The organism is Azospirillum melinis (genome assembly GCF_013340935.1).
Classification (GTDB): domain Bacteria; phylum Pseudomonadota; class Alphaproteobacteria; order Azospirillales; family Azospirillaceae; genus Azospirillum; species Azospirillum melinis.
Genome location: NZ_WHOS01000006.1, coordinates 92993 through 119233, shown reverse-complemented (window position 1 = coordinate 119233; position 26241 = coordinate 92993). Strand labels below are relative to the sequence as shown.

Genomic DNA, 26241 nt, shown 5'->3' with positions numbered 1-26241 from the left:
CAAATTGATTGATTTCGCTTTTGGACTTCCTTGACGGAGCCCTTTTAAGTGGTTTTGGTCTGCCACTCTTCGAAGCGATCGCCTCCTGGTTGCTGCGATGGGTGGAGCTTCAGCGTGCGATGCATGTCCTTGGGCCATGGTCGCCAAGCTTCCCGCCGGGAAGCCACTTGAGCGGGGATTGGTTATGGGTGCCGGTGAGACTCTGACCCTGGTTGCGGGAGCCACGGACTACATCTTCAGCAGTGGAGATGTCTGGTCCGGCATCAAGGGACTCGGCACGCGCGGCGTCGTGCTGAGGTCGTCGGGAAGCACCCTCGCGGTCACCAACCTCGACCACATCACCGGTGGCACGAGCCTCAGCAACAAAGACGTTGTCACGTTGGCGGGTGCGGGCGGCAACACCATCACCGTACGAGCGCTGGAGACGCTGATCGGCAGTGGCGGCTACGACCGGGTCATGGGCGCCTCGACCGGCACGTCCATGGCGGTGGAGTCGATCGAAACCTTCGTCGGCGCCAGCACCGGCACCAACCTGATCGTCCTGACGAGCACCGCCGGCAACACGATGTCGGTGGCCTATCTGAAATCGATTGTCGGCAGCGCCGGCAAGGACGTCATCAGTTTCGGTGCCGACGGCCAAGTGGGAACCACCACCACCGTAACGGCGGTCGAGACGCTGATCGGTACCTCGGGCCTGGATATGGTCGCGACCATCGGGAGCGGCAGCAACACCGTCCAGGTCAGAAACATCGAGGTGTTTCTCGGCAACGGCAACGGCAGCTACAATGACACCGTCATGCTCGGTAGCATGGGCAGCACCATTGGTGTGGCCTTCCTCGAGACGGTGATCGGCAGCAGTGCCCGCGACGTCGTCACGATGGCCTTTCAGACCGGCACGGCCAACCTGAAATCGGGCGGCGGCACCACCGCCGTGTCGATGGTCGACGTCATCGTCGGTGGAACCGGCTCCAAGACCGCTGCCATCCTGCTGGATGTCGGTACCACCATCACGGTCGCCAGCCTCAACACGCTGATCGGCGGCAGCGGCAACGACGTCGTCAATATGACGTTCCGGGATGGGACGCCGATCGTCGGCGAGACTCCCATCGCCTGGGACACGACCGGCTACACCATGCAGGTGCATGCGCTGGAGACGGTGATCGGCACCACCGGCGAAGACGCTCTCGTGTCGCTCTACAACGCCGACAGTACGATGAGCGTCTCGGGGATCGAGACGATCATCGGAAAGGGAGGCACTGAAACGGTGCTGCTGGGCAACGGCGGCAGCACGGTCAAGGTCTCCTCCCTGGAGACGCTGATCGGCGGCGCCGGCAACGACGTCGTGTCCGTAACCGGGGTCAGCGCCAACAACGGCATGACCATGATGGTGTCGTCGGTCGAGACCTTGATCGGCGGCGCCGGCAACGACGTGGTGTGGCTTACCGAAACCGCCGGCACCGTCTATGTGTCCAGGATCGATACCGTCTTCGTGGGCGGTCAGGCCATGGACATCGGCAACGCCGACCGTTTCCTGGTCTTTCCGGTCGCGGTGACCGCGCCCTCGGCCCCCGCTCTCAGCCCCGGATCGGACAGCGGCACGCCGGGCGACGCCAAGACGAACGCGACCCTGCCGACCCTGACCGGCACGGCCGCAGCGGGCAGCGTCGTCAATCTCTACGGCAACGGGACCACGCTGCTGGGCAGCGGAACCGCCGACGGGGCAGGGCAGTGGGCGGTCACGGCGACCACGGCGCTCGCCGACGGCACCTGGACGATCACGGCGAAGACCGTCTCCTCCGGCATGGAGAGCGCGGCGTCGGCCGAGTTTCTGCTGACCATCGACGCGACCGCGCCGACCGCGCCGACCCTGGCCTTCACGCCGGGATCGGACAGCGGCCGCTCCTCCGCCGACGGTGTCACCAACGTCACGACGCCGACCGTGACGGGCACCGCCGAGGCGGGCAGCACGGTCACCCTGTATCTCGACGGGGTGAGCGTCGGAACGACGACCGCCAGCGGCGTCGGTGCCTGGTCGATCACCAACTCCGCGGTTTCCCAAGGCGGTCACACCCTGACCGCCCGCGCGGTGGACACGGCCGGCAACACGAGCACCGTCTCGGCCGGCCTCGCGCTCACGGTGGACACCACGGTGGCGGCCCCGACCGGCTTGGCCCTGGCGACGGCGAGCGATACCGGGATCCTGGGCGACAACCTCACCGCCATCAACACCCCGGTCATCGGCGGCACGGCGGAGGCCAATGCCGTCGTAAGCCTGTACAAGGACTCCACCACCCTTCTCGGCAATGCGACCGCCGACGGAAGCGGCATCTGGCGGATGACGCTGGGCGCGCTGGGCGACGGCGCGCATACCCTCGCCGCGCGCGCGGTCGATCTGGCGGGCAACAGCAGCACCGCCTCAAGTCCGTTCGTCGTCACCATCGACACCACGCCGCCGGCCGCTCCCTCCGCCCCGTCGCTGACGGCGGCGTCGGACAGCGGCAGTTCCTCCTCGGACCGGCTGACGAACGTCAGGACGCCGACCTTCACCGGCACGGCCGAGGCGAACAGCGTCATCGATCTTCTGGTCTCCGGCAGCGTGGTGGGAACGGGCACCGCCGACGGTTCCGGTGCCTGGACCGTGACCGCAGGCAGCCCCCTCGCGGACGGCAGCTGGTCCTTCTCCACCCGCTCGCGCGATGCGGCCGGTAACACGCGGGACGGCGTGGGGAGCCTGGCCGTGACCATCGACACCACGGCGGACGCGCCGGGCGGTCTGAAGCTGACCGCCGCCACCGACACCGGCCGCAGCACGACCGACGGCCTCACCAACCTCGTCTCGCCCACCGTCGCCGGCACGGCGGCTGCCGGCAGCACCGTGACGCTCTACGACGGCGCCGTGGCGCTCGGCGCCGCGACGGCCAACGGCCAGGGCAACTGGGAAATCGCCACCAGCGGCCTCGCCGTTGGCGCCCACACGCTGACGGCCAGGGCCGTCGATGCCGCGGGCAACACCAGCCTTCCCTCCGCCGCCTTCACCGTCACGGTGGACACCAGCGCATCCGCCCCGACCGGCTTGGCCCTGGCGGCGGCGTCGGACACCGGCGTCACCGGCGATTCGAGGACGAACCTCACGACGCCCTCGGTCACCGGGACGGCAGAGGCGTCCAGCATCGTCCTTCTCTACGAAGGCAACACCCTGCTCGGCCAAGCCACGGCGGGGGCCGACGGCAGCTGGACGGTCGCCTCGTCCGCGCTGACCGGCGACATCCACACCCTGACCGCCCGCGCCGTCGATCCGGCCGGCAACACCTCCGCCGCGAGCGGCGGCCTTGTCGTCAACATCGACCTGACGGCGCCGAACGCTCCGGGCGGACTCCTGCTGAACTCCGACAGCGGCACGCCGAACGACAACCGGACCCGAATCCCCACGCCGGTGATCACGGGCACGGCCGAGGCCGGCAGCACCGTGCGGCTGTATGAGGGCAACGTCCTGCTCGGGACGGGCACGGCGGACCTCGCCACCGGCGCCTGGACGGTCATCTCCGCCAGCCTGGGGGATGGGGCTCACACGCTGACCGCGCGGGCGGTGGACACCGCCGGCAACACCGGCGCCGCGTCCGCCGCCCTCGCCATCACGATCGACCAGATCTCGGCGACGCCGGGCGCCCTGGCGCTGAGCAGCTCCACCAACAGCGGCAGTCAGGCCGACGTCCTGACCAACGCGCTGGCCCCCACCATCACCGGTACGGCCGAAGCCGGCGCCACGGTCACGCTCTATGGCGGCGGTTCGAGCGCCAGCGCGACGGCCGACGGTTCCGGCCACTGGTCCGCCACGATCACCGGCCTCGGCGAGGGCGACCACACCCTGACCGCCAGCGCCGTGGACGTGGCCGGCAACACCAGCCAGCTGTCCACCGGTCTGGTCATCAGCATCGACCGCACCGGGCCGGGATTGTCGGTACCGACGGCAGACACCGCCGGGCCTTCGGGTCAGTTCACCCCGATCCTGTCGGGCACTGCCGAGGCCAACAGCGTCGTCACCCTGTATGACGGCTCCGCCGTCGGGGCGGCGGTGCTCGGGGTCGTGACGGTCGGCAACAGCGGCCTGTGGTCGATCACCACGCCGGAACTCGGCGGCGGCACCTACACGATGACCGCGCGCGCGCTGGACGCGGCCGGCAACGAAACCGTCACGACCACGCCGCTTTCGGTGACCGGGCGCATCGGCGTGCCCGGCGGCCTCCAGCTCGCCTCCGATTCCGGCGTGCCCAACGACGGGATCACCAACGTGGTCTCGCCGATCCTGACGGGAACCGCGCTTGCGGGCGCGACGGTCTCCCTCTACAGCGGCCTGACGCTGATCGGCACCGGCACGGCCGATGGCAGCGGTGTGTGGACCGTCGCCTCGACCGGCACGTTGGCGACCGGAAGCGCGCACACGCTTTATGCCAAGATCGATGCCTATGGGACGGTCCTCACCTCCGCGGGCCTGACGGTCACCATCGACACGACGGCGCCCGATCAACCGGGCGCGCTGGCGCTGCAGGCCGGATCGGACAGCGGCTCGGTCGACACCGACCGCATCACCAACCTCGACGCGGTCACCGTCACCGGCACCGCCGAGGCGCGCAGCGTCGTCACCCTGTATGGCAACGACGGGACCACGGCGCTCGGCACGGCCACCGCCTCCGACGGCGGGATATGGTCGCTCAGCACGGGCTCGCTGGCGGCGGGCGTCCACACGCTCACCGCCCGCGCGGTGGACATCGCCGGCAACACCGGCGCCGCCTCCGGCGGCCTTGTCGTCACCATCGACCGCACCGCCGACGCCCCGACCGGCCTCGCCCTGGCGACGGGATCCGACACGGGCCTGGCGGGCGACGCGATCACCGGCGTCCTGGCCCCGACCATCACCGGAACGGCGGAGGCCAACGGCACCGTCTCGCTGTACAACGGCGCCAACCTCGTCGGCACCGCCACCGTGGACGGCAGCGGCAACTGGTCGGTGACCACCTCCGCGCTCGGCAACGGCACGCACAGCCTGACCGCGCGCGTCGTGGACGTCGTCGGCAACACCAGCAATGCCTCCTCGGCCTTCGTGGTCACCGTCGACACGACGGCGCCCGACGCGCCGGGCGGGCTGTCGACCGATCCGGCCGACGACAGCGGCGTCCGCGACAACGTCACCAACATCCGGACGCAGACCGTCACCGGAACGGCGGAGGTCGGGGCCACCGTCGTCCTGTACGACGGCGCCACCGCGCTGGGCACGCAGGTTGCGACGGGCGGGGTCTGGACCATCGGGACGGGCACGCTGGCCGAGGGCGGACACACGCTGACGGCGCGGGCCATCGACGCGGCCGGCAACACGGGTGCCGCCTCCGCGGCGCTGACCGTCACCATCGACCTGTCCACCCCGGCTCCGAGCGCCATGGCCCTGACCGGGGCGTCGGACACCGGCTACAGCGCCACGGACCGCATCACCAACGCCACGACGTTGTCGCTGACCGGCTCCGCCGAGGCGAACAGCACTGTCACGCTCTATGACGGCTTGGCCGGCAGCCTGACGCCACTGGCGACGCTGCTCGCGGACGGCAACGGCGCCTGGTCCTACACCGGGACCGCGTTCGCCGAGGGCACGCACACCCTAACCGCCACCGCGGTGGACCCCAGCGGCAACACGTCGAGCGGCGCCGGAACGCTGGTGGTGACGGTCGACCTGACCGTCGACGCGCCCGGTGCGCCGGCGCTGGCCCCCGCGTCGGACACCGGGGTGTCGGGCGACGGGAAGACCCGCCTGCTCGCGCCCACCTTCACCGGCACGGTGGAGAGCGGCGCGGTGGTGTCGCTGTACGACGGCGGCAATTTCGTCGGCATGGGCACGGCCAATGGCACCGGCGTCTATTCCATCGAGACGCCGTTGAGCAACGGGTCGCACACCATCACGGCGCGCGTCGTCGATGCCGCCGGCAACAACACGGCCGCCGCTTCGGCCCCGCTGGTCATCACCATCGACGCCGTCGCCCCGGATGCGCCGTCCGCGCCGGTGCTGGACCCGGCCTCGGACAGCAGCACGCCGGGCGATCTCCTCACATCGGTCGCCACGCCGACCGTGACCGGCACGGCGGAGGCGCTCAGCACCGTCCATCTCTACAGCGGCGGCATCAGCGTCGGAACGGCCACCGCCGACGGAACGGGCGCCTGGACGATCACCGCCGGCAGCCTCGCCGACGGCGTGAACACGCTGACCGTCCGCTCCGTGGACGACGCCGGCAACACCAGCAGCGCCTCGGCTTCGCTTCTGCTGACCATCGACACCACGCCCCCGACCCCGGGCGGCCTGGCCCTGACGGCGGCCACCGACAGCGGCCGCGTCAACAACGATGCCGTCACGTCGGTGACGGCGCCGGTCATCACCGGCACCGCCCAGGCCGGCAGCATCGTCACGCTCTACGATGCCCACGGAAACACCCTGCTGGGCAGCGCGACGGTGGACAGCCTCGGCCAATGGTCGGTCGCCAGCCCGACGCTGACCGAGGGGCTGCACACGCTGTCGGCCCACGCCGTGGATCCGGCCGGCAACACGGCGGTCGTGGCGGCGGCCCTGATCGTCAACGTCGACCTCACCGTCCTGCCGTCGTCGGCGCCCAGCCTGACCGCCGGTTCCGACAGCGGCATCGCCAACGACCAGCTCACCAACGACACCACGCCCACGGTGAGCGGAAGCGCCGAGGCATACAGCGTCATCACCCTCTACGCCGGCACCGCGCTCGTCGGCACGGGAACCGCCGACGGTTCGGGGAACTGGACGGTGACCACGGGGACGCTCATCAGCGGCACCCACACGCTGACCGCCCGCGTCACCGATCTGGCCGGCAACAGCACCGCCGCGGCATCCGCTCCGCTGATCGTCACCATCGACACCGAGAATCTCACGATGTCGAACCTGGCCCTGGCGGCCGGGAACGACACCGGGGTGTCCGACACCGACGGGCTGACCAAGCTTGCCACGCCGACGATTGTCGGCACGGCGGAGAGCTTCAGCGTCGTCACCCTGTATGAAGGCAACGTCAGCGTCGGCTCGGCGACGGCGGACGCGACCGGTGCCTTCTCCCTCACCACGAACTCCCTGTCGCAGGGCAACCATTCCCTGACGGCGCTCAGCGTCGACCGGGCCGGCAACACCTCCACGGTGTCGAGCAGCCTCCTCCTGTCGGTCGACCTGTCCACCCCGCAGCCCAGCCTGCTCATGGCCGTTGCGTCCGACAGCGGCATTTCGAACAGCGACCATCTCACCAACAACACTGTCCTGCCGCTGAGCGGCACGGCCGAGGCGGGCAGCACCGTCGTCCTGTACGACGGCGCGACCGCGTTCGGCACGGTCGTTGCCGACAGCCTCGGCGGCTGGTCGCTGCTGTCACCCTCGCTGGCGGCGGGCAACCACAGCCTGACCGCCGAGGCGACCGACCTCGCCGGGAACCGCTCGACCTCCGCGGCTCTCGTCGTCACCATCGACACGGTTGCGGCGGTGCCCTCGCTGGCCCTGTCGGCCGCAAGCGACACCGGGGTCACCGGCGATTGGACGACGAACGACTCCACGCCCGATTTCACGGGCACGACGGAGGCCGGCGGGTTCGTCTCGCTTTACGAAGGCAGCACGCTGCGCGGAACGACGACCGCCGACGGCGCCGGCCTGTGGACCATCACCAGCAGCCAGATGGGCAACGGTCCGCACACCCTGACCGCGCGCGGCATGGACGCCGCCGGCAACACCAGCGTCCTGTCCTCGGCGGTGGTGATCACCATCGATACGGTCGTGCCGAACGCGCCGACCGGCATCACGCTCGCGACCAGCTCCGACAGCGGGACGTCGAACACCGACCGCCTCACCAACGTCGCGACCCCGACGCTGTCCGGCTCGGCCGAGGCGGGCAGCACGGTCGTCCTCTACAGCGGCACCACGGCCGTCGGCACGGCGACCGCCGGCGGCGGCGGGGGCTGGACCATCACCGCCGCGTCGCTGGCCGACGGCGTGAACACGCTGACGGTGAAGGCAACCGACGCCGCCGGCAACACCAGCGCCGCCAGTTCGCCGCTGAACGTCACCATCGACACCGTCCAGGCGGCGCCCGGCACGCCGGTGCTGGGCGCCGCCTACGACAGCGGAAGCTCCAGCACGGACGGCATCACCAGGATCGTCAACCCGACGATCACCGGCACCGGCGAAGCGGGCAGCGTCGTCACCCTTTACGACGGCAGCGTGAGCTACGGCTCCACCACCGTGAACGGGCTGGGCGTCTGGTCGATTGCCACCGGCACCCTGGTTCCGGGCACCCACACCCTCACCGCCCGTGCGGTCGACGGCGCCGGCAACAGTTCGGTGGCCTCCGCCGGGCTGGTCATCACCATCGACACCTCCGCGGCGGCGCCGGGGACCCCGTCGCTCGTCGTCGACAGCGGCGCCTCCAACACCGACCGGCTGATCAACACCGGTTCGCCGACCCTCACCGGCACGGCCGAGGCGAACGGCCTCGTCCGGCTCTATGACGGCGCCAGCCTCGTCGGATCCGGCACGGCCGACGGGTCGGGCGTCTGGACCATCGCCGCCAGCGGGCTCGGTGCGGGTGCGCACACGCTGTCAGCCCGGATGGTCGACGTCGCCGGCAACACCAGCGATCCGTCCGCGGCGCTGACCATCACCGTGGACACCACGGCGCCCGCCGCGCCGGGAACCCCGTCGCTCAGCGCCGGCTCGAACAGCGGCTCCACGGCCGACCGCATCACCTCGGTCTCCGCCCCGACCCTCACCGGCACGGCCGAGGCGAACAGCCTCGTCACGCTGTATGACGGCACGACCAGTCTCGGCACCGTGACGGCCAACGGCAGCGGTGCCTGGTCGATCACCACCCCGTCGCTGACCGACGGGACGCACACGCTGTCCGCGGTCGCGCTCGACCTGGCCGGCAACACCAGCGCCGCCTCCGCGGCGCTGACGGTCACAATCGACACCACGGCGGCGGCCCCGACGGGGCTTGCCCTGGCTGCCGCCTCCGATACCGGACTCGTGGGCGACAACCTGACCTCCGCCACCACCCCGACGATCACCGGGCGGGCGGAGGCGGGGAGCGTCGTCACCCTGCTGGAAGGATCGACGGTGCTCGGCACCGGCACCGCCGACAGCACGGGCGCCTGGTCGATCACCAGCTCCGTCCTGGCGGGCGGCACCGGAACGGCGCATTCGCTGTTCGCCACGATTGTCGATGTGGCGGGCAACACCAGTTCCGCCTCCGCTTCGCTGAACTTCACCATCGACACCGAGCCGGACGCGGTCTCGATTGCGCTTACCCCGTCGTCGGACACCGGCTCATCCAACAGCGACCGGATCACCTCCGACACCATGCCGACGCTCAGCGGCATCGTGGGAACGGACACGCTCGGCGCCGGCCGGATCGTCACGATCACGAGCGCGTTCAACGGGGGAACCGCCCAGGCCATCGGGACGGTGGTGGCGGACGCCATGACCGGCGCCTGGAGCTTCACGCCGTCGAGTTCTCTGGCCGCGGGTGTCTACAACTTCGGAATTTCCTCGTTCGACAATGCGGGGAACGCGGGCGTCAACGGCCTCACGGTGACCATCGATCTCACCGCCGACACACCCGGCGGGCTGGCCCTCGCCACCGGATCGGACAGCGGCCGCGACACGGCGGACAACAGGACGAACGTCACCGCACCGGTCATCACCGGCACCGCCGAAGCCGGCAGCATTGTCACGCTCTACGACAACGCCGTCTCCGTCGGGACGGTCACGGCAAGCGGGCTTGGCACCTGGTCCTTCACCACGCCGACGCTGGCCGACGGTGCCCACGCCTTCACGGCCAGGGCTGTGGACGTCACCGACAACACCAGCGGCCTCTCCGCCGCGCTGGTCGTCACCGTCGACACGCAGGCCGCCGCGCCAAGCGGCCTCGTCCTGGCGACCGACTCCGGCAGCAGCGCAACCGACCGCCTGACCAACGTCGCGTCGCCGACGATCCGCGGCACGGCCGAAGCCTCCAACGTCGTCATGCTGTACGACGGCTCGGCCCTGGTCGGCATGTCGACCGCCGGTCTCGACGGCAACTGGACGGTACAGGCGATTGGCCTGGCGGACGGTGAGCGCACCCTGACGGCGACGACCATCGACCAGTTCGGCAACACCAGCGCCGCCTCGGCCGTCCTGCTCGTCACCATCGACACCGCGGCACCCCAGCCCTCGTCCATCGCCTTGGCGGCGGGCTCCAACAGCGGCTCGACCGCCGACCTCGTGACCAACAGCACGACGCCGGTCCTGACCGGGACGGCGGAGCCGGGCAGCGTGGTCATGCTGTATGACGGCGCCACCCTTCTGAACAGTTCGACCTCCGACGGCGCCGGCGCCTGGACCATGAGTTCGGCGTCGCTGAGCGAGGGCACGCACAGCCTGACCGTCATTTCCCGTGATGTGGCGGGCAACACCGGCGCAGCCTCGGCTCCGCTCGTCATCACCATCGATCTCACCTCGGCCACGCCGACGGGGCTGGGCCTCGGCACCGGCTCCGACAGCGGTGCGCTGGGGAACGACCGCATCACGAATGTCGCCACGCCCACGGTCCTGGGCGTCGCCGAGGCGAACAGCATCGTCACGCTGCACGACGACGTCAGCGGCGTGAACATCGGCACGGCCACCGCCGACGGGGCCGGCGTCTGGTCCATCGACGTGGCGTCGACGCTCTCCAGCGGCACGCATTCGCTGACCGCGACCGCCGTCGATGTGGCGGGCAACACCAGCGCCGCCGGTGTGCTCATCGTCACCATCGACACGGCGGCGGACGTTCCGACCACGCCGGTTCTGACGGCGGGCTCCGACCTCGGCAGCTCGAACAGCGACCGGCTGACCTCCGACAGCACGCCGACGGTGAGCGGAAGCGCCGAGGCCAACAGCGTCATCACCCTGTATGACGGCAGCGTCTTCGTCGGGCTGGGAACCGCCGGCGGCGACGGCCGCTGGTCGGTGACGGCCGGCGCTTTGACGGAGGGCGCGCACACGCTCACCGTGCGGGCAACGGATTTGGCCGGGAACACCAGCAACGCCTCCGGCGAGCTGATCGTGACCATCGACCTGACGACGGCCGTCCGCTCGATCATGCGGGTGAGCGGAAGCGCGGGCGCCAACAGCGTCGTTCAGCTCTATGAGGGCGTGAACCCCGCCGGGGAGGGCATCACCTTCTTCGGGTCGGCGACGGCCGACGGCAACGGCCTGTGGACCCTGCTGGCAAGCGACCTGGGCGTGGCCGACTATACCTTGACGGCGGTGGCGCCCGGCGCGAACAGCAACACCGCGGGGCCGTCCGCTCCGCTGGTGACCATCGATGTCGTGACGCCGGTCCGCTCGATGCTGCTGGCCCAGGCGTCCGACACCGGCAGCGGGCGCGACGATCTGCTGACCAACGACACCACGCCGACGCTCATCGGCATGGTCGAGGCGGACAGCGTGGTCACGCTGTACGACGGCAACGTCGCGGTGGGCACCACGACGGCCGACGGCAACGGCGCCTGGACGATCACCTCGACGACGCTGAACTCCGGCTTGCGTCAGCTTTCGGTCACGACGGTCGATCGCGCCGGGAATACGGCCACCTCCGCCTCGGGGCTGGCGGTGACGATCGACACGACCGCGCCATCGGCACCCGCCACCCCGGTGCTGAGTGACGACAGCAACAGCGGCCGTCTCAACAACCTCGTGACCAACGTCCGGCAACCGGTGCTGACCGGCAATGCCGAGGCGAACGCGCACATCCTGCTGTACGCCAACGGCGCGCTGGTCGGCGAGACCGACGCGGATGGGTCCGGGAACTGGTCGGGTGGCACCTCGACGCTGAGCCTCGGCGCCCAGACCATGACCGTCAGGGCCGTGGACGCGGCCGGCAACACCTCGTCGGCAAGCAGTGGCCTGACGCTGACCATCACGCCGGAAAGCACCGCCCCGACGGATCTCGGGTTGGCTCCGGCCTCCGACAGCGGCGTCCAGGCCGACCGGCTGACCAACGTCCGCACCCCGACCATCACGGGATCGGCGGTGGCGAACAGCGTGGTGACGCTGTACGACTTCATCACCGTCGTCGGGACGGGGACTGCGGACGGAAGCGGCCGCTGGTCGATCACGGCCGGAAGCCTGAGCGGGTCGAGCTACACCTTCACCGCCACCGCCACGGACCCCGACGGGGTCGAATCGCCGCTGTCGGCGCCCTTCATCTTCAGCATCGACACCACGGCGCCCACGGCGCCGGGCAATCTGGACCTCGCCAACGACGACGATACCCTGACGAACAACGCCACGCCGCCGATCACCGGTACCGCGGAGGCGGGCAGCACGGTGCTGTTGTATGACGGCGCCCTTCTCGTCGGCTCGGCGACGGTGGACGGCAGCGGCCTGTGGACGGTCAGCCCGTCTTCGGCGCTGTCCGATGCCGCCCACAGCCTGACCGTGCGTGCGGTCGATGCCGCCGGCAACACCTCGGCGGCGTCCAGCGCGCTGATCGTGACCGTCGACACCGTCGCGGCGGCTCCCGGCGCCCTCGACCTGACGACGGACAGCGGTGCCAGCAGCACCGACAACCTGACCAACATCGCCACGCCGACCATCGTCGGCACGGCGGAGGCCGGCAACAGGGTCGTGCTGTACGATGGCGGAAGCGCCGTCGGGACGGCCACGGCCGGGGGCGGCGGGCTTTGGACAATCGGGGCCTCCTCCCTGTCCGATGCGGTGCACACGCTCACCGCCAGGGCCTTCGATGCGGCCGGCAACACCTCGGCGGCGTCCAGCGGGCTGATCGTCACCATCGACACCGCCGTGGCGGCCCCGACCGGTCTCGGCCTTGCCACCGGCGCCGGCACGTTGACCAACACCGGCACGCCGACGATCACCGGCACCGCCGAGGCGGGCAGCACCATCACCCTGTACGAGGGGGCCTCCTCCCTCGGGACGGCCACGGCCGACGCGACGACCGGGGTTTGGAGCCTGTCGGCGGCCTCGCTGAGCGAGGGAGTCCACACGCTGAGCGCCATGGCCGTCGATCTGGCCGGCAACAGCTCGTCCGCATCCAGCGGGTTCGCCGTGACCATCGACACGGTGGCGCCGACGCTCCTGGCGGCGCTCTCCGTCAACGGGAGCCTGCTGACCCTGACCTTTGCCGAGGCGGTGAGCCTCGCCGCGGCTCCCCATCAGACCACCGGCATGAGCGTGACGGTCGACGGCACGCCCCGCGCCATCACCGCGGTCTCGGGTACGGGCAGCGACACCCTGACCCTGACGCTCGCGTCCGCCGTGTCTCACGGGCAGACCGTGACCTTCAGCTACGATCCAGCCCTGTCGGGCAGTGCCTTGTCTGATCAGGCGGGCAATGAGATGGCCAGCCTCGTCGGGCAGGCCATCGTCAATGCCACTCCTTCGCCCCCGCCGCCCACGACGACGGTCGTGATCGACGGCGTGCCGACGACGATGACGACGGGCACCGACGGCATGGGCCGTCCGACGGAGTCCGTGGTGATCGCCCCGGTCGCGGAGAACCGGACCGATACGGACAGCAAGACCAGCCTGGCGGACGTGCCGCTGGCCGGAACCACGGTCGCCCCGGTGCTGGTGGCCAGCCTGCCGACCGGCGTGGGCATGACCTCGACCGGCACCACCTCCGGACTGACCCTGGGCGAGCTGGCCAACTCCTTCTCCAGCCAGCTGGGCACCTTGGGCATCGTCGCGCCGACGACCGCGACCGTGCCCAACGCCGGACTCACCCAGTCGCTGCCGTTCACCAGCACGGTGACGCTGCGGCATGTCACGCCCACCGTCGCGACGGGGCAGGCCCCGGCCACGCCGATCACCATCACCGGTTCGGCTCCGGCCGGTCAGGCCTCGGCAGTGCTGCTGGACGCGCGCCAGCTTCCGGCCGGGACGGTGGTGAACCTCGACAACGTGGACTACGCCGTCATCACCGGCGCGGTCACGGTCGGCGGCGGCGCCGGCTCGAACGTGGCGATCGGCGACAGCGCCAACCAGACCATCATCCTGGGCGCCGAGGACGATACGCTGCGCGGCGGCGGTGGCGACGACGTGATCGGCAGCCGGGAGGGCCGCGATCTGCTCTATGGCGACGACGGAAACGACACGGTGTTCGGCGGGCTCGGCTACGACCGTCTGTCGGGCGGCGCCGGCGACGATCTGCTGCGCGGCGACGAAGGCGTCGACGCCGTGCGGGTGGAGGCGAACTTCGCCGATGTGCTGATCGCCCACGGCGCCTATGGCGCGCTGACGATGGCCAGCGCCACGCTTGGCGTCGACCGGCTGGAAAGCGTGGAGATCCTGCGGTTCAACGACCGTGTGGTCCTGGTCAACGCCCCCACGGGCATCATCAGCGACACCGGTGCCTCGCAGATCAGCGAGACGCTGTACCTCGCCCGCAATGCCGATGTGGCGCAGGCGGTAGCGCGCGGCGAGTTCGCCAGCGGCATGGACCACTATCGGCAGCACGGTGCAGCCGAAGGACGGCTGCAACCGGTGGCGCTGGACGAGGCCTTCTACCTGTCCCAGAACGAGGATGTCGCCAAGGCGGTCGCCGCCGGGCTGTTCACCAGCGGCCTCCAGCATTACCTGCTCAAGGGCGAAAAGGAGGGACGCGATCCCAACGCGCTGTTCGACACGGCCTGGTATCTGCAACACAACGCCGACGTCGCCGCCGCCCTTCAGGCCGGCACCATCGACAGCGCCTATGACCATTACGAGGCCTTCGGTTGGAAAGAGGGGCGGACGCCGTCGGCCTGGATCGACACCGGTGCCTATCTGGCGGCCAACCCGGATGTCGCGGCGGCGAAGGTGGACCCGATGGCCCATTATCTGAACTTCGGCGTCCGCGAGGGGCGGACGATCACCGCCGCGGACAGCGGCCTGTGGCTGAGCTGAGGCCGGTCGGGGCAGGAGGACGGGGCGGGGCGGTGTTCCGCCCCGCCAGCCCCGCCACGGGCGTGCCGAAGCGCCTGGAAACCGGCGGGAGCGTCACGCAGGCGGGGTGATCATGCGGCCAACTGACGCAGGGCGTCCGCGACGCGCCTGATGACGGTCGTCCAGTCGCCCGGCGCGGTCTGGCGGAAAAGCCGCATCGTCGGGTACCAGGGCGTGTCGTCGCGGTCCTGAAGCCAGCGCCAGCATCCGTCGTAGCGCGACATGACCCAGACGGGCTTGCCCAGCGCGCCGACGAGATGGGCGACCGAGGTGTCGACGGTGATCACCAGATCGAGGCGCATCACCAGGGCCGCCGTGTCCGCAAAATCGGTGATGGCCCCCATCGGATCGTGGATGTCCATCCCCGCCGGCGGTTCGGCGAGCTGCGTCGCCGGCCCCCCCATCTGCAGGTTCACGAAGCGCAGGTCCGGCACCTCGGCCAATGGCGCCAGGTCGTGCAGGCTCATGCTGCGCCGCCGGTCTGTCAGGTTCGCGCGCAGCAGGCCCAGCCGGGGGTCTCCCGACCACACCAACCCAACCCGCAGCCCGGCGCCCGGCAGGGGCTGGCCCAACCATTTGCCGATCGCCTCGGCGGGCGGGTAAAGGTAGGGAATGCCGCCGGGGATCGTGCCCAGCTCGGTGCCGAGCAGCCGCGGCAGGCTCATCAGCGGACAGTGGAACTCCGGCTTCGGGAAGGGGTCCGTCAGCGCATGGACCGCAGCCACGCCGGGCATGCCGGCGACCAGCCGCTTCAGCGACGGCTGGACCGCCAGCACCACGCGTCCGCCCCGCGCCGCCACCAGCGGGGCGTAGCGGACGAAATGAAGGGTGTCGCCGTGTCCCTGCTCGGCATGCAGCAGGATGGTGGCGCCGTTCAGCGGCTCGCCCTGCCAGGCCCGCAACTGCCCGTTCACCGTCGGGAGCTGGCCGGTTTCCCAGCGGGCCTCGTAATGGTCCCAGCCCTCCTTGAGCCGGCCGGCTTTGAGCAGGGCCAGCGACAGATTGAAGCGGGCGTCGGGGTGCTTCGGTTCGGCGGCCAGCGTCCGGTTGAACAGGCGCTCGGCCTCGTCCAGTTGGCCGAGGTCGAGGTTGACGATGCCGAGATTGTTCAGCGCCGAGACATGCGACGGGTTGATCCGCAGGGCTTGCCGGCACAGCGTCGCCGCCTCGGCGAAATCATCGCCGTTCCGGGCCTGGGACCGCTGGACATAGCCGAGGTTGGCGTAGGGATCGGGATGGTCCGGCTTGAGCGCCACGGATCGGCGGCAGAAGCGGACGGCACCCTGGCCGTCGTTCAACTCCCATACGGCGCTGGCGAGGTTGTTCCACGCCCCCGGATGATCGGGGGACAGGCGCAGGGCCCGGCGATAGGCGGCCGCGGCCTGCGCATGGTTCTTTTCCCGCGAGGCGGTGGCGCCGAGGTTGACGTAGGCCTGGACCGTTGCCGGTTCCAGCGCCACTGCCGCCCGATAGGCGGTGCGCGCGTCGGCCAGCCGTCCCGAAAGCAGGCGGTGATCGGCAACGGCCAGGAGTTCGCTTGCCTTGGCCGGGCGGAGGCGGCAGAAGCGCTCGAGCAGGACCGACGCATCGTCGCCCGGCAGGGGCTGCCTGTGCAGGTTGGCCAGCGCTTCCGGGTAGGCCGGATTGAGCGTGAGCGCCAAGCGGTACTGTTCCCGCGCCTTGTCCGGCCGGCCGAGTGCGCGGAAGGCTTCACCAAGGCTGTTGCGGTAGTAGGCCTGAGCTCTGTCGACCACGAGCGCCCGCCGCAGCCAGCGGCTGGCCACCTCCGCCGCCCCGGTCTGCAACGCTGTCACGCCAAGCAGGTGAAGGACGTCGCTATGCGACGGTTCGGCGGACAGAATGGCCCGGTACAGAGTGCCGGCGGCAGCATCCCCTGCCTTATGCCGGGCAACCGCGGAGGCGAGCATCGACCTCACGTCGGGCAGTGTGGCCGCTGGGCCTTTCCCGACCTCAGGTTTGGCCAGCTGGCCCATGTCCTCACCCTCATCCTCGTGGCGTCAGCAAGTCTTTGGAAATACATAGCGCTTTCCGACGCCAAGGGCAGCATCGTTCAGGTCCTGAAACCGGCTTGGAGCAGGTGGACGGGGCATTTCCATGCGAATTCAAGCAGCCCACAGCGAACTCGATGCCCGAGGACTGCCTCACGCCGCAACAGTCCCGGCTTGGCAACCCGTCTTGACATGCGCCTGCACGGGCTCTTGTCGCCGCGAGGCGGAGCCCGCCGCACTGGAGAGGTCTTTCCGGCGAGCCGGTCGAAGTGGCGCGTTATCCGGGCAGCGCCCTCTGGGATCGGATCGCGTCGCCTTCGCCACGCGGATCGTGGGCTCCGTACAGGGTGTCTGCATCGGTGAGCCTGATGGCTCCCGCCTGGCCGAAGATCGGCGACAGGGCTGGAAGGGGCGCCACCTCATGCCCCAGAGTGGCAAGGGTCTCCATCGCGGCCCCGCCAAGGGACGCTTCGATCTTGAGGCTGTCGCGGCTGTCGGAGAATGTCTTGCCCAGAAGGAAGCGGGGCTGGGCGAGCGCCTCCTCGGGCGTCATGCCGTGATCGATCATGCCGCTGAGCAGCACGGACAGGGTCTGCGGCTGGCCGTCCGCACCCTGGGTGCCGTAGAGAAGGTGAGGGTTCCCATCCTTGAGGGCGATGCCGGGATTGAGGGTATAGAAGGGGCGCTTGCCCGGCTCGATCCCGTTGCGGTCGCCGGGAACGGTGGAGAATGCCGCGCCACGGTTCTGCCAGAGGATGCCGGTGTCGCCGATCAGGACACCGCTGCCCCAGTCGAAATAGGTGCTTTGCAGGACGCTGGCACAGCGTCCCTGTTCGTCGGCCGCGGCGAAATAGACCGTATCGCCATGCTGGTAGGGATGGGGCCAGGGGAGCGCGTGCGCCGGCTCGATGGCGGCGGCCTTGGCGGCCAGACGCTGCGGATCGAGGAAATCCCAGGGAGGCGGTTCGGCACAGTCCGGATCGGCGATCCGCGGCCGGTCCAGGAAAGCCTGCTTCACCGCTTCGACCAGCAGATGGTAACGGAGCGGGCTGGTGGGGGACAGGGCCGCCAGATCGAAGTGGGAGAGGATGCCCATGATCGCCAGCGTGGATAGCCCCTGCGTCGGCGCCGGTGGCGCCAGCAGGGTCAACCCGCGATAGTCCAGGCTTGCGGGGGCCTCGTCCCGCGTCCGTGTTGCGGCCAGATCGACGGCGCCGAGAGGGGAGCCGGCAGCGGCAAGCCCTTCTGCCAGCTGCTCGGCCAGCCGCCCGTCATAGAAGGACCGGTAACCGTCCTCCGCCAGCAGGGAGAGGCTGCGGGCGAGGCCGGGCTGCTTGAAGAGGGCGCCGGGGGCCGCGTTGAAATGGTCCGCGAAGCCTCCCCAGTGCGGGATCTCGTCGCGGCGGAAATCGAACCAGAACTGTTGCGAGCGGCTCGGGACATAGCCGTCCCGGGCCAGGGCGATGGCGGGGGCGAGAAGGTCGGCGAAGGCCTGTGTGCCACCCCAGCGATCCGCGCTGTAGGCCAGCGCATGACCCCAGCTGTCGACCGCGCAGGCCGAGGTGACGGTCGAGGCCGGTCCACGCAGAGGGATGGCAGCGTCATAGGCGGGCAGGGTCTCCGCCGCCTGTCCGATGCCGAGGAGGCAGCGTTGCCCTCCCTGCCGGTCCGCCACCAGCCAGACGGCGTCGCCGCCGATCCCGCAGAAATGTGGCATGACGACGGACAGGCAGGCGGCGATGGCGACCGCCGCTTCGATGGCGGTGCCGCCCTTCGCCAGAACGGCGGCTCCGGCGTCGGAGGCCAGGGGATGCGGACTGGTGACCATTCCGGGCCGGGCGACGTTCATCTCTTTCCCCCTCTGGTGGAACCCGGTCGTCGGTCCGGCCGGGCCTGTTCCCTGCTGTCAGTTGGTCTTGTAGGCGAGCTTGCGGTCGGCCGGCGGCGGCAGGAACTGGCGGGTGAAGATCTGGTCCGGCTTGGGCGTGGCGGTCAGCTGATAGCCTTCGACCACGATGCCGATGGAGCGGGCGAGGCGGGCGTCGTCCACATCGCCGAGGCCGAGCCTGTCGACTTCCGGCGAAACGATGAGATGCTCATAGGAGAAGATCATGCGGGCGCGCTCAAGCTCCTCCTTGGCCAGATTGTCGTAGGCCAGGACCGCCTTCAGCCCGGCGGCAGGATCCCCGCCGATCTCGACCGCCGCCTTGTTGACCGCGCGGACGAGGCCGGTGACGGCGGCCGGGTTCTCCCGGATCAGCTTCTGGGAAACCATCATGCCGTTGGAATAGAGGTCGAGGCCGAAATCGCCGAACAGCAGCCAGTTGTAGTCCTTGGCCGGATCCTGGCGGTTGTTGATCAGGTTGAACCAGCTGGTGATGTTGAAGACCAGGGCGCCGTCGATGTCGCCCTTGATCAGCATTGGCTCCTGCAGGTTCGGCCCCATGTTCTCGATGGCGACCTTGGTCATGTCGACCTTGTTGAGCGTGCCGAGCACGGTCACGAGGCGGGTGGTCGGGGTGCCCTGGGCGCCGCCCAGCTTCTTGCCGACGAGATCGGCGGGCGTCGCTATGTTGGTCGCCTTCTTTGAGACGATGGCGAAGGGCGGCTTGTTCCAGAGTTGATAGACCATGACCGGCACGTCGCCGGGACGGGTCGCCGCATTCTGGATGATCGCGTTGATGTCGCCGAAGCCGGCGTCGTAGGCGCCCGACATGATGCGGGTCACGGTGGCCGCCGACCCTTCACCCTGGTCGATGGTGACGTTCAGCCCCTCCGCCTTGAAATAGCCCTTCTGCAAGGCCAGCAGGAACGGCGCGTCGGAGCCCTGGGTCTTCCAGCCGAGCGTGAACTTGATGTTGGTGTCGGCCGACGCCGTTCCGCCCAGGCAAAGGCCGAGCGCAAGCGTCGCGAGAAGCTTTTTCAACATGGGGAGGCTCCGTTTCGGAAGGATGGATCAGGCGGAGGCAAAGCCCTGCCGGCGGGTGGCCCAGCCGGTGACGCGCGCCTCGACCAGCGAGAAGGCGACGTAGAGCAGGATGCCGAGGGCGGCGAGCAGGAAGAGGCCGGCGAAGACCAGCGGCACGTCGAAGTTGGAGGAGGCCGTCATCATCACGTTGCCGATGCCCTTGTTGGAGGCGACGGTTTCGGACAGCACGCTGCCGACGAAGGCGAAGGTGACGGCGATCTTCAGCGAGGCGAAGAAGAAGGGCATGGTGCGGGGCAGGCCGACATTCCACAGGATGTCGAGCCTGCTGGCCCCGAGCGACTTCAACACGTCCTCCAGTTCCGGTTCGGTGGTGGCGAGGCCGGTCGCGATGTTGACGACGATGGGGAAGAAGCACATCGCGAGCGCCGTGAGGATGGCCGGCGTCGCGCCCGATCCGAACCACAGCACGAAGATCGGCACCACCGCGACCTTGGGGATCGAGGAAAAGCCGATCAGCAGCGGATAGACCGTGTCGTAGGCGGTGCGCGAGACGCCGATGGCCGCCCCGATGACCACCCCGACGGTGACGCCCAGGACGAAGCCGATCATCGTGGTCCACAGGGTCTGCATCACATGGGGCAGGAGGATGCCGAAGCGCGCGGCCAGCGTTGCGAAGACCTGGGTCGGGCGTGGCAGGACCAGGTCGGAGACCTGGAGGACGAGGCAGAGGATTTCCCAGGCCGCGAAGAAGCCGAGGATGAGGAGGGCGGCCCAGAGGCGGCGGCGCAGGTCGTAGCTCACGGCTCAGGCTCCCTGGATTGCGGCATCGCTGCGCGCATCGATGATGAGGTCGCGCAGGCGCTGGTTGAGGGCGACGAAATCGGCGTCGAAGGTCATGTCGACCGTGCGCGGCCGGGGGAAATCGACGGCGCTGTCGTCGATGATGCGGCCGGGGCGGGCGCTCATCACGCAGATGCGCGAGGCGAGGAAACCGGCTTCCTTCAGATCGTGGGTGATCAGCAGGACGGTGGGTTTGCGCTTCAGCCACAGGGATTGCATCGTTCCCCACAGCTCCTCGCGGGTGAACTGGTCGAGCGCGCCGAACGGCTCGTCGAGCAGCAGCAGGCTCGGTTCATGGATGAGGGCGCGGCACAGGTTCGCGCGTTGCAGCATCCCGCCCGACAGCTGCCAGGGGTAATGGTTGGCGAACTTGTCGAGCCCGACATCGGCCAGCAGGGCATGCACCCGGTCGCGGAACTCCGTCCTGCGCTTGGCGCGATAGTCGGAGCGGAAGGGCCGCACGATCTTCAGCGGCAGCATGACGTTCCGCTCGATGGTGAGCCAGGGCAGCATGGTCGGATTCTGGAAGGCCATGCCGATGCGCAGCGCCTTGGCCCCCACCTCGCGCCCGCCGACGATGACGGCCCCCCGCGTCGGGTTCAGCAGGCCGGCCGTCAGCCGCAGGATCGTCGATTTCCCGCAGCCCGACGGTCCGACCAGGGCGACGAATTCGCCTGCCGCGATCCGAAGGTTGGTTTCCTGCAAGGCTGCGACCGTCTTGCCCGGCTTGCCGAACGAAACGGCGGCCTGCGAAAGCTCGACGGCGATGGAGGGGGCGATAGACGGGTGGCCTTGCGGGATGGCGTGGGATCGGGACATGCGGCGTACCTCGTGGCGGATCGGTGAAACTGTATGCAACGGGTGCGCCAGTTTCCCTGAAAAGCCAAGCTCTGCGCAGGAGAAGCCGAAAGCTGGACGGGCAAAAGTGCATACATATTTTGTATGCACTGATTTTATGCAAGCGAGCGACGCCGCTGCATTCAAATGCGGCACTTGGCGAGTTGCATTCCCAACCGGCCTCGCTTATGGAAGGCGGAGCAGGCGGGGGCGGTGATGGCCGAGGAAAAACGCGAGCAAAAGCGTTCAGGGAAAACCGGTGGCGACCGTGTCGCGGCGATCTGCACGGCCTTGCGGCGCGCGATCATCGAGCGGGCGCTGTCGCCGGGAGACCGGCTGCCCGAGGATTCGCTGGGCGAACGCTTTGGCGTCAGCCGGACCATCGCCCGCAGCGCGCTCGGTCAGCTGGCGGCGGAGGGGCTTGTCGACCTGCGCCGCAACCGCATCGCCGTGGTCGCTGTGCCGTCCTTCGAGGATGCGCGCGACATCTTCGACATCCGGGTCGATCTGGAGCGTCAGGTCGTCCGCCATCTGGCCGGCAAGCTGACCGAGGCCCAGGTCAAGCAGCTGACGGCGATCGTCGAGGCCGAACATCAGGCTCGCCATTGCGCGGAGGGGATTTCGATCCGCCTTGCGACGGAGTTCCATGTCCGGCTGGCGGAAATGACCGGCAAGCCCGTCCTGATCCGCTATGTGACGGAGATCTGTTACCGTGCCGGCCTGTCGCTGGCGGTCTTCAGCCGGCCCCATTCATCGGAATGCGCAGTGAATGAGCATCTGGAACTGATCGAGGCGATCCGCACCGGCCCCGCCGACAAGGCCTGCGCTCTGATGGACGAGCATCTGGAGGCCGTGGCCTCGCGGGCGCTGTTGCAAAGCTCGGGCGCCCGGAGCCGCGACCTCATGGACATCCTGGCGCCTTACACCGAATAAGAACGCCAGGACCGGCGGTTGGCAGGCTTAAATCAACGGGCGCAGGAGGGATCGAGGATCCATTCGGCGCTGTCGTTCCAGACATCGGTTTCGACGATCAACCCGTCCCGCACCACGAAACGGTCGACATAGCGGTTGTTGTCGAAGGGCGTGCCGTCCGGCCAGGCGCCATACAGGTAGCCCAGGCTGTAGACGATGGTTTCCGTCTCGCCCGGCACCACGTCATAGCGTTCGATCCGCTTCTTCACCCATTTGTAGCGGGCGGCGTTGAAGCCGGTCGGCCCGCTGGGGGTGTCGAAAACGCGATGCCCGGTGAAGCGGCATATGAAGCCCGGCGCCACGTATGTGGCCGCGCGCACCGGATCGGGGGCCATCGACGCCTCCAGATAATCCTTCACCGCCTGCAGATCGCGTTCAGTCGTCTCACTCATCTGGACCTCCGTAAGTGTCGGTATATTGGTATCAAAAGTGCATACGATTTTCGCATGCAAACGACACGCCGGATTTCGAGATGCCGCAGACCCACAGTTTCGATCTTCTCCTGCGCAATGCCCGCCTGAGGGGAGGGCAGGGCTTGCAGGACATCGCGGTCAGGCAGGGACGGATCGCCGCCATCGGCCCCGACCTGACCGGCACCGCCGCCCTGGAAGAGGATGCCGGCGGGCGCCTTGTCCTGCCGGGGCTGGTGGATACCCACATCCATCTCGACAAATCCTGCCTGCTCTGTCGCTGCCGCGATGCCGGCGGCGGGCTGAAGGGGGCGATTGCCGCCGTCTCCGGGTTGAAGCGGGCGTTTACGGTCGAGGATGTCTACCAGCGCGGCGCCCGTACCCTGGAACGCGCGATCACCCAGGGCACCATGCATATGCGGGCGCATGTGGAACTCGATCCGCTGGTCGGCCTGCGCAGTTTCGAGGCAATGATGCGGCTCAAGCGCGACTATGCCTTCGCCATCGACCTGTCGGTCTGCGTCTTCCCGCAGGAAGGGATGACCCACGACCCGGCGGTCGAGCAGTTGCTCGCCCGGGCGCTGGCGGAGGGGGCCGATCTGCTGGGCGGCTGTCCCTACACCGATGCCGACCCGTCCTTGCAGATGGAGCGGATCTTCGCCCTGGCGGTGGCACATGACGTCGATCTCGATTTCCACCTGGATTTCGATCTCGATCCCACTTGGTCGCATCTGGAGGAAATCTGCCGGCGGACGGTGGCGGCGGGCTGGCAGGGGCGGGTCGCCGTCGGCCATGCCACCAAGCTTGCGGCCATCGACGATGCGGCGCTGGAGCGGATGATCGCGCTCCTGGCCGAAGCCGGCGTGGGGGTGACGGCCCTGCCGTCGACGGATCTCTATCTCAATGGGCGCGATCAGACGCACCGGGCGCCGCGCGGGGTGGCGCCGGTCCATCTGCTGGCGGACGGCGGCGTCACCGTCTCGGTCGCGACCAACAATGTCCTGAATCCCTTTACGCCCTTCGGCGACGGTTCGCTGATCCGGATGGGCAACCTCTATGCGAACCTCATGCATCTGGGGCCCGAACGGTTCGGCGATTGCCTCGACATGGTCTCGACCACGGCTGCCCGGCTGATGCGCATTGCCGATTACGGCATCGCGGTCGGCGGACAGGCGGACCTGATCGTGCTCGACGCCGACGACGAAGCCGACGCCTTCGGCGGAATCGCCACGCCCCTGATGGGGTTCAAGCGCGGCCGCAAGAGCTTCGTCAGACCCGCCGCGACGCTGGTGAGATAGCAGCCGGTTTCCCGCGGCGGCGGGCGCTTGCGAGGCCGATGGCCGCACAGAACACGACGCCTGCGGCCAGGCTGGTGTGGCCGCTGAACATGACGAGGCCGAGGCCCCAGCCCTGCCAGTCCAGCAGGACGCCCAGCGCCAACAGCATGACGCCCGTTCCCGCGACCCGCAGAAGGCGCGTCGCGGCCGGCGACAGCGGACGGCCGAACAGGTCGTGCTGCTGGCGCTCCGTCGCCAGGGCCAGCGCCGCGAAGGCGGCAAGGCAGAGCACGAAAGACAGCAGATGCATCATGAGCGCCCCTCCTCCAGCGCGCCGCCGATAACGCCGCCCCGCCCCTTGGCGGGCACCGTCCGCGGTTTCGGCCGATGGCGGGCGGTGCGCAGCGCCAGAACGGCGTGGAGCGCCGCCAGTGACAGGCACATCAAATCCATGCCGGCGAACACCCAGTCGGCCTCGGTCACGCTGTGCCACAGCGGCCGGTCCGTCGTGACGGCGTTCAGCACCGGCAGAAGCGCCAGCAGCGCCGCCGCCGCCCACAGCTGTTCGATCCAGGCCGTCCTGGCCGGGCGCAGCACGGCATGCGCCAGCGTCAGCGCCCAGACCGCGAAGAACAGGTGGATCTCCCAGGCCCCCCGCTCCGCCAGTCCCGCCGGCAGCAGGCGGTTGCCCCAGAGGAAGGCCGTCATGGCGACCGACAGCCCGGCGATGCTGGCGATGTTCAGCCGCTCGACGATGCGGAAGCCGATATGGGGCTGCTCGGGATCGGCCAGCTTCTGGCGGCGCTTCACCGTCCACATCACCAGACCGGTGCCGACCATCGCCGTGCCCATCAGGCTGACGAGGAAATACAGCCAGCGCGTCACCGTGTCGCTGAACCGTCCCAGATGCAGGGCATACAGCACGCCGCGCGTCTCCGCCGCCGCACCCACCCCCTCGCGGGTCTCCAGCAGCCGGCCGGTCGGGCCGTCGAACAGCATGTATTGTGGGCTCATCGAGACGCGGCCGGCCTCGCCGCGCGCGACCGCCACGCGGGCGGTGCTGTCGCCGGAATTGGTGGCGGTGACGCGGCCGACAGCGTCCTGGCCCCAGCGCTCCTGCGCTTGGCGCACCATGTCGGCGACGGAGGCGAGCGGGGCTGCCTGTCCGCTGGGCTTGCCCGGCTGGATGAAGGCATTCAACTCGGCGCTCAGCTGCTGGCGCTCGGCCGGCGTCGTGATCGCCGTCCGCTCGCCCCAGGGCATGTAGAGCGCCATCAGCGTGACCAGCCCGGTGTAGGTGATCATGGCGTGGAAGGGCAGGCCGAACACCGACAGTGCGTTGTGCGCGTCGAGCCACGACCGCTGTCCCTTGCCGCCGCGGAAGGTGAAGAAATCGATGAAGATCTTCTTGTGGGTGATGACGCCGCTGACGATGGCGACCAGCATGAACATCGCCGCCGCCCCGGCGATCCACCGTCCCCACAGCACCGGCATGTAGTGGAACTGGAAATGGAAGCGATAGAAGAAATCGCCGCCCAGCGTTTCGCGCGCGGTGACCTTCCCGCCGGTGGCGGGATCGAACGCGGCCTCTCCGAAGGCGCGGCGGCCTCCCTCCGCACCTGCCGTGCGCCAGAACGCGTAGACGCTGTTGGTGCGCCCGTCCGGCAGGCGCATGCTCCATTGCGGGCTGCCCGGCGCGATGGCGCCCAGTTCGTCGGCGACGCGCTGGGCAACCAGCGCCGGATCGGGCAGTTCCGCCTGATGCGCCAGTTCCGGCCGCATCCATTGCGACAGCTCGTCCTTGAAGTAGGACACCGTCCCGGTCAGGAACATGGCGTACAGGATCCAGCCCATCAGCAGGCCGGCCCAGATGTGCAGGCCCGACATGCTCTGGCGGATGCCGCGGCCGGCGGGACGCTGTTCCCTTTCCCGCTTTACGTTGTCCGTCTTCACAGGC

At 69.3% G+C, this 26241-nt stretch carries 11 protein-coding genes; 3 read left to right on the top strand and 8 right to left on the bottom strand.

Going from position 1 to position 26241, the window contains the following annotated elements; all coding sequences use genetic code 11:
- Positions 1 to 184 precede the first annotated feature (184 nt).
- Positions 185 to 14971, top strand: a complete 14787-nt coding sequence (locus GBZ48_RS07035; RefSeq protein ID WP_174470362.1) for an Ig-like domain-containing protein — start codon at positions 185 to 187, stop codon at positions 14969 to 14971.
- 110 nt (positions 14972 to 15081) lie between these two features.
- Here GBZ48_RS07035 and GBZ48_RS07030 read toward each other — a convergent pair whose 3' ends face one another.
- The 5 genes from GBZ48_RS07030 to GBZ48_RS07010 form a co-directional block, all read right to left on the bottom strand.
- Positions 15082 to 16938 carry a tetratricopeptide repeat protein gene (locus GBZ48_RS07030; RefSeq protein ID WP_174470361.1) on the bottom strand — a complete coding sequence of 619 codons (1857 nt, stop codon included), beginning with the start codon at positions 16936 to 16938 and terminating at the stop codon, positions 15082 to 15084.
- Between the two features lie 358 nt (positions 16939 to 17296).
- Positions 17297 to 18868 (bottom strand): gamma-glutamyltransferase family protein, encoded by a 1572-nt coding sequence (locus GBZ48_RS07025; RefSeq protein WP_174470360.1) that lies wholly within the window; start codon positions 18866 to 18868, stop codon positions 17297 to 17299.
- Between the two features lie 57 nt (positions 18869 to 18925).
- On the bottom strand, positions 18926 to 19948 hold the full coding sequence (locus GBZ48_RS07020) for an ABC transporter substrate-binding protein (RefSeq protein WP_174470359.1): 1023 nt from the start codon (positions 19946 to 19948) through the stop codon (positions 18926 to 18928).
- A gap of 27 nt (positions 19949 to 19975) precedes the next feature.
- Positions 19976 to 20749 carry an ABC transporter permease subunit gene (locus tag GBZ48_RS07015; RefSeq protein WP_174470358.1) on the bottom strand — a complete coding sequence of 258 codons (774 nt, stop codon included), beginning with the start codon at positions 20747 to 20749 and terminating at the stop codon, positions 19976 to 19978.
- 3 nt (positions 20750 to 20752) lie between these two features.
- Complete coding sequence (locus GBZ48_RS07010) at positions 20753 to 21607, bottom strand: ABC transporter ATP-binding protein (RefSeq protein WP_174470357.1); 855 nt, start codon at positions 21605 to 21607, stop codon at positions 20753 to 20755.
- A 234-nt stretch (positions 21608 to 21841) separates the two neighbouring features.
- Between GBZ48_RS07010 and GBZ48_RS07005 the strand changes: the two genes are divergently transcribed.
- The gene (locus GBZ48_RS07005) at positions 21842 to 22558 is read left to right on the top strand and encodes a GntR family transcriptional regulator (protein ID WP_174470356.1); all 717 of its coding nucleotides are present in this window, start codon (positions 21842 to 21844) and stop codon (positions 22556 to 22558) included.
- A 32-nt stretch (positions 22559 to 22590) separates the two neighbouring features.
- Here GBZ48_RS07005 and GBZ48_RS07000 read toward each other — a convergent pair whose 3' ends face one another.
- The gene (locus tag GBZ48_RS07000; RefSeq protein WP_098737858.1) at positions 22591 to 22989 is read right to left on the bottom strand and encodes a nuclear transport factor 2-like protein; all 399 of its coding nucleotides are present in this window, start codon (positions 22987 to 22989) and stop codon (positions 22591 to 22593) included.
- Positions 22990 to 23069: 80 nt separating this feature from the next.
- On the opposite strand from GBZ48_RS07000, the gene GBZ48_RS06995 reads away from it, so the two are divergent.
- The gene (locus tag GBZ48_RS06995) at positions 23070 to 24305 is read left to right on the top strand and encodes an amidohydrolase family protein (RefSeq protein ID WP_174470355.1); all 1236 of its coding nucleotides are present in this window, start codon (positions 23070 to 23072) and stop codon (positions 24303 to 24305) included.
- Here the strand turns inward: GBZ48_RS06995 and GBZ48_RS06990 are convergent.
- Both GBZ48_RS06990 and GBZ48_RS06985 read right to left on the bottom strand, forming a co-directional pair.
- Positions 24277 to 24597, bottom strand: coding sequence for a DUF3325 domain-containing protein (locus GBZ48_RS06990; protein WP_174470354.1), 321 nt, complete (start codon positions 24595 to 24597; stop codon positions 24277 to 24279). The two genes, GBZ48_RS06995 and GBZ48_RS06990, sit on opposite strands and share 29 nt — an antisense overlap.
- Positions 24594 to 26237, bottom strand: coding sequence for a PepSY-associated TM helix domain-containing protein (locus GBZ48_RS06985; protein WP_343049384.1), 1644 nt, complete (start codon positions 26235 to 26237; stop codon positions 24594 to 24596). The genes GBZ48_RS06990 and GBZ48_RS06985 overlap by 4 nt, the downstream gene beginning before the upstream one ends.
- Positions 26238 to 26241: the final 4 nt, after the last annotated feature.

Bases quoted from the DNA above. Each gene is read 5' to 3' on its own strand.
- GBZ48_RS07035 (WP_174470362.1), top strand. From the start codon at position 185: ATGGGTGCCGGTGAGACTCTGACCCTGGTTGCGGGAGCCACGGACTAC.
- GBZ48_RS07030 (WP_174470361.1), bottom strand. From the start codon at position 16,938: ATGCTCGCCTCCGCGGTTGCCCGGCATAAGGCAGGGGATGCTGCCGCC.
- GBZ48_RS07025 (WP_174470360.1), bottom strand. From the start codon at position 18,868: ATGAACGTCGCCCGGCCCGGAATGGTCACCAGTCCGCATCCCCTGGCC.
- GBZ48_RS07020 (WP_174470359.1), bottom strand. From the start codon at position 19,948: ATGTTGAAAAAGCTTCTCGCGACGCTTGCGCTCGGCCTTTGCCTGGGC.
- GBZ48_RS07010 (WP_174470357.1), bottom strand. From the start codon at position 21,607: ATGTCCCGATCCCACGCCATCCCGCAAGGCCACCCGTCTATCGCCCCC.
- GBZ48_RS07005 (WP_174470356.1), top strand. From the start codon at position 21,842: ATGGCCGAGGAAAAACGCGAGCAAAAGCGTTCAGGGAAAACCGGTGGC.
- GBZ48_RS07000 (WP_098737858.1), bottom strand. From the start codon at position 22,989: ATGAGTGAGACGACTGAACGCGATCTGCAGGCGGTGAAGGATTATCTG.
- GBZ48_RS06995 (WP_174470355.1), top strand. From the start codon at position 23,070: ATGCCGCAGACCCACAGTTTCGATCTTCTCCTGCGCAATGCCCGCCTG.
- GBZ48_RS06990 (WP_174470354.1), bottom strand. From the start codon at position 24,597: ATGATGCATCTGCTGTCTTTCGTGCTCTGCCTTGCCGCCTTCGCGGCG.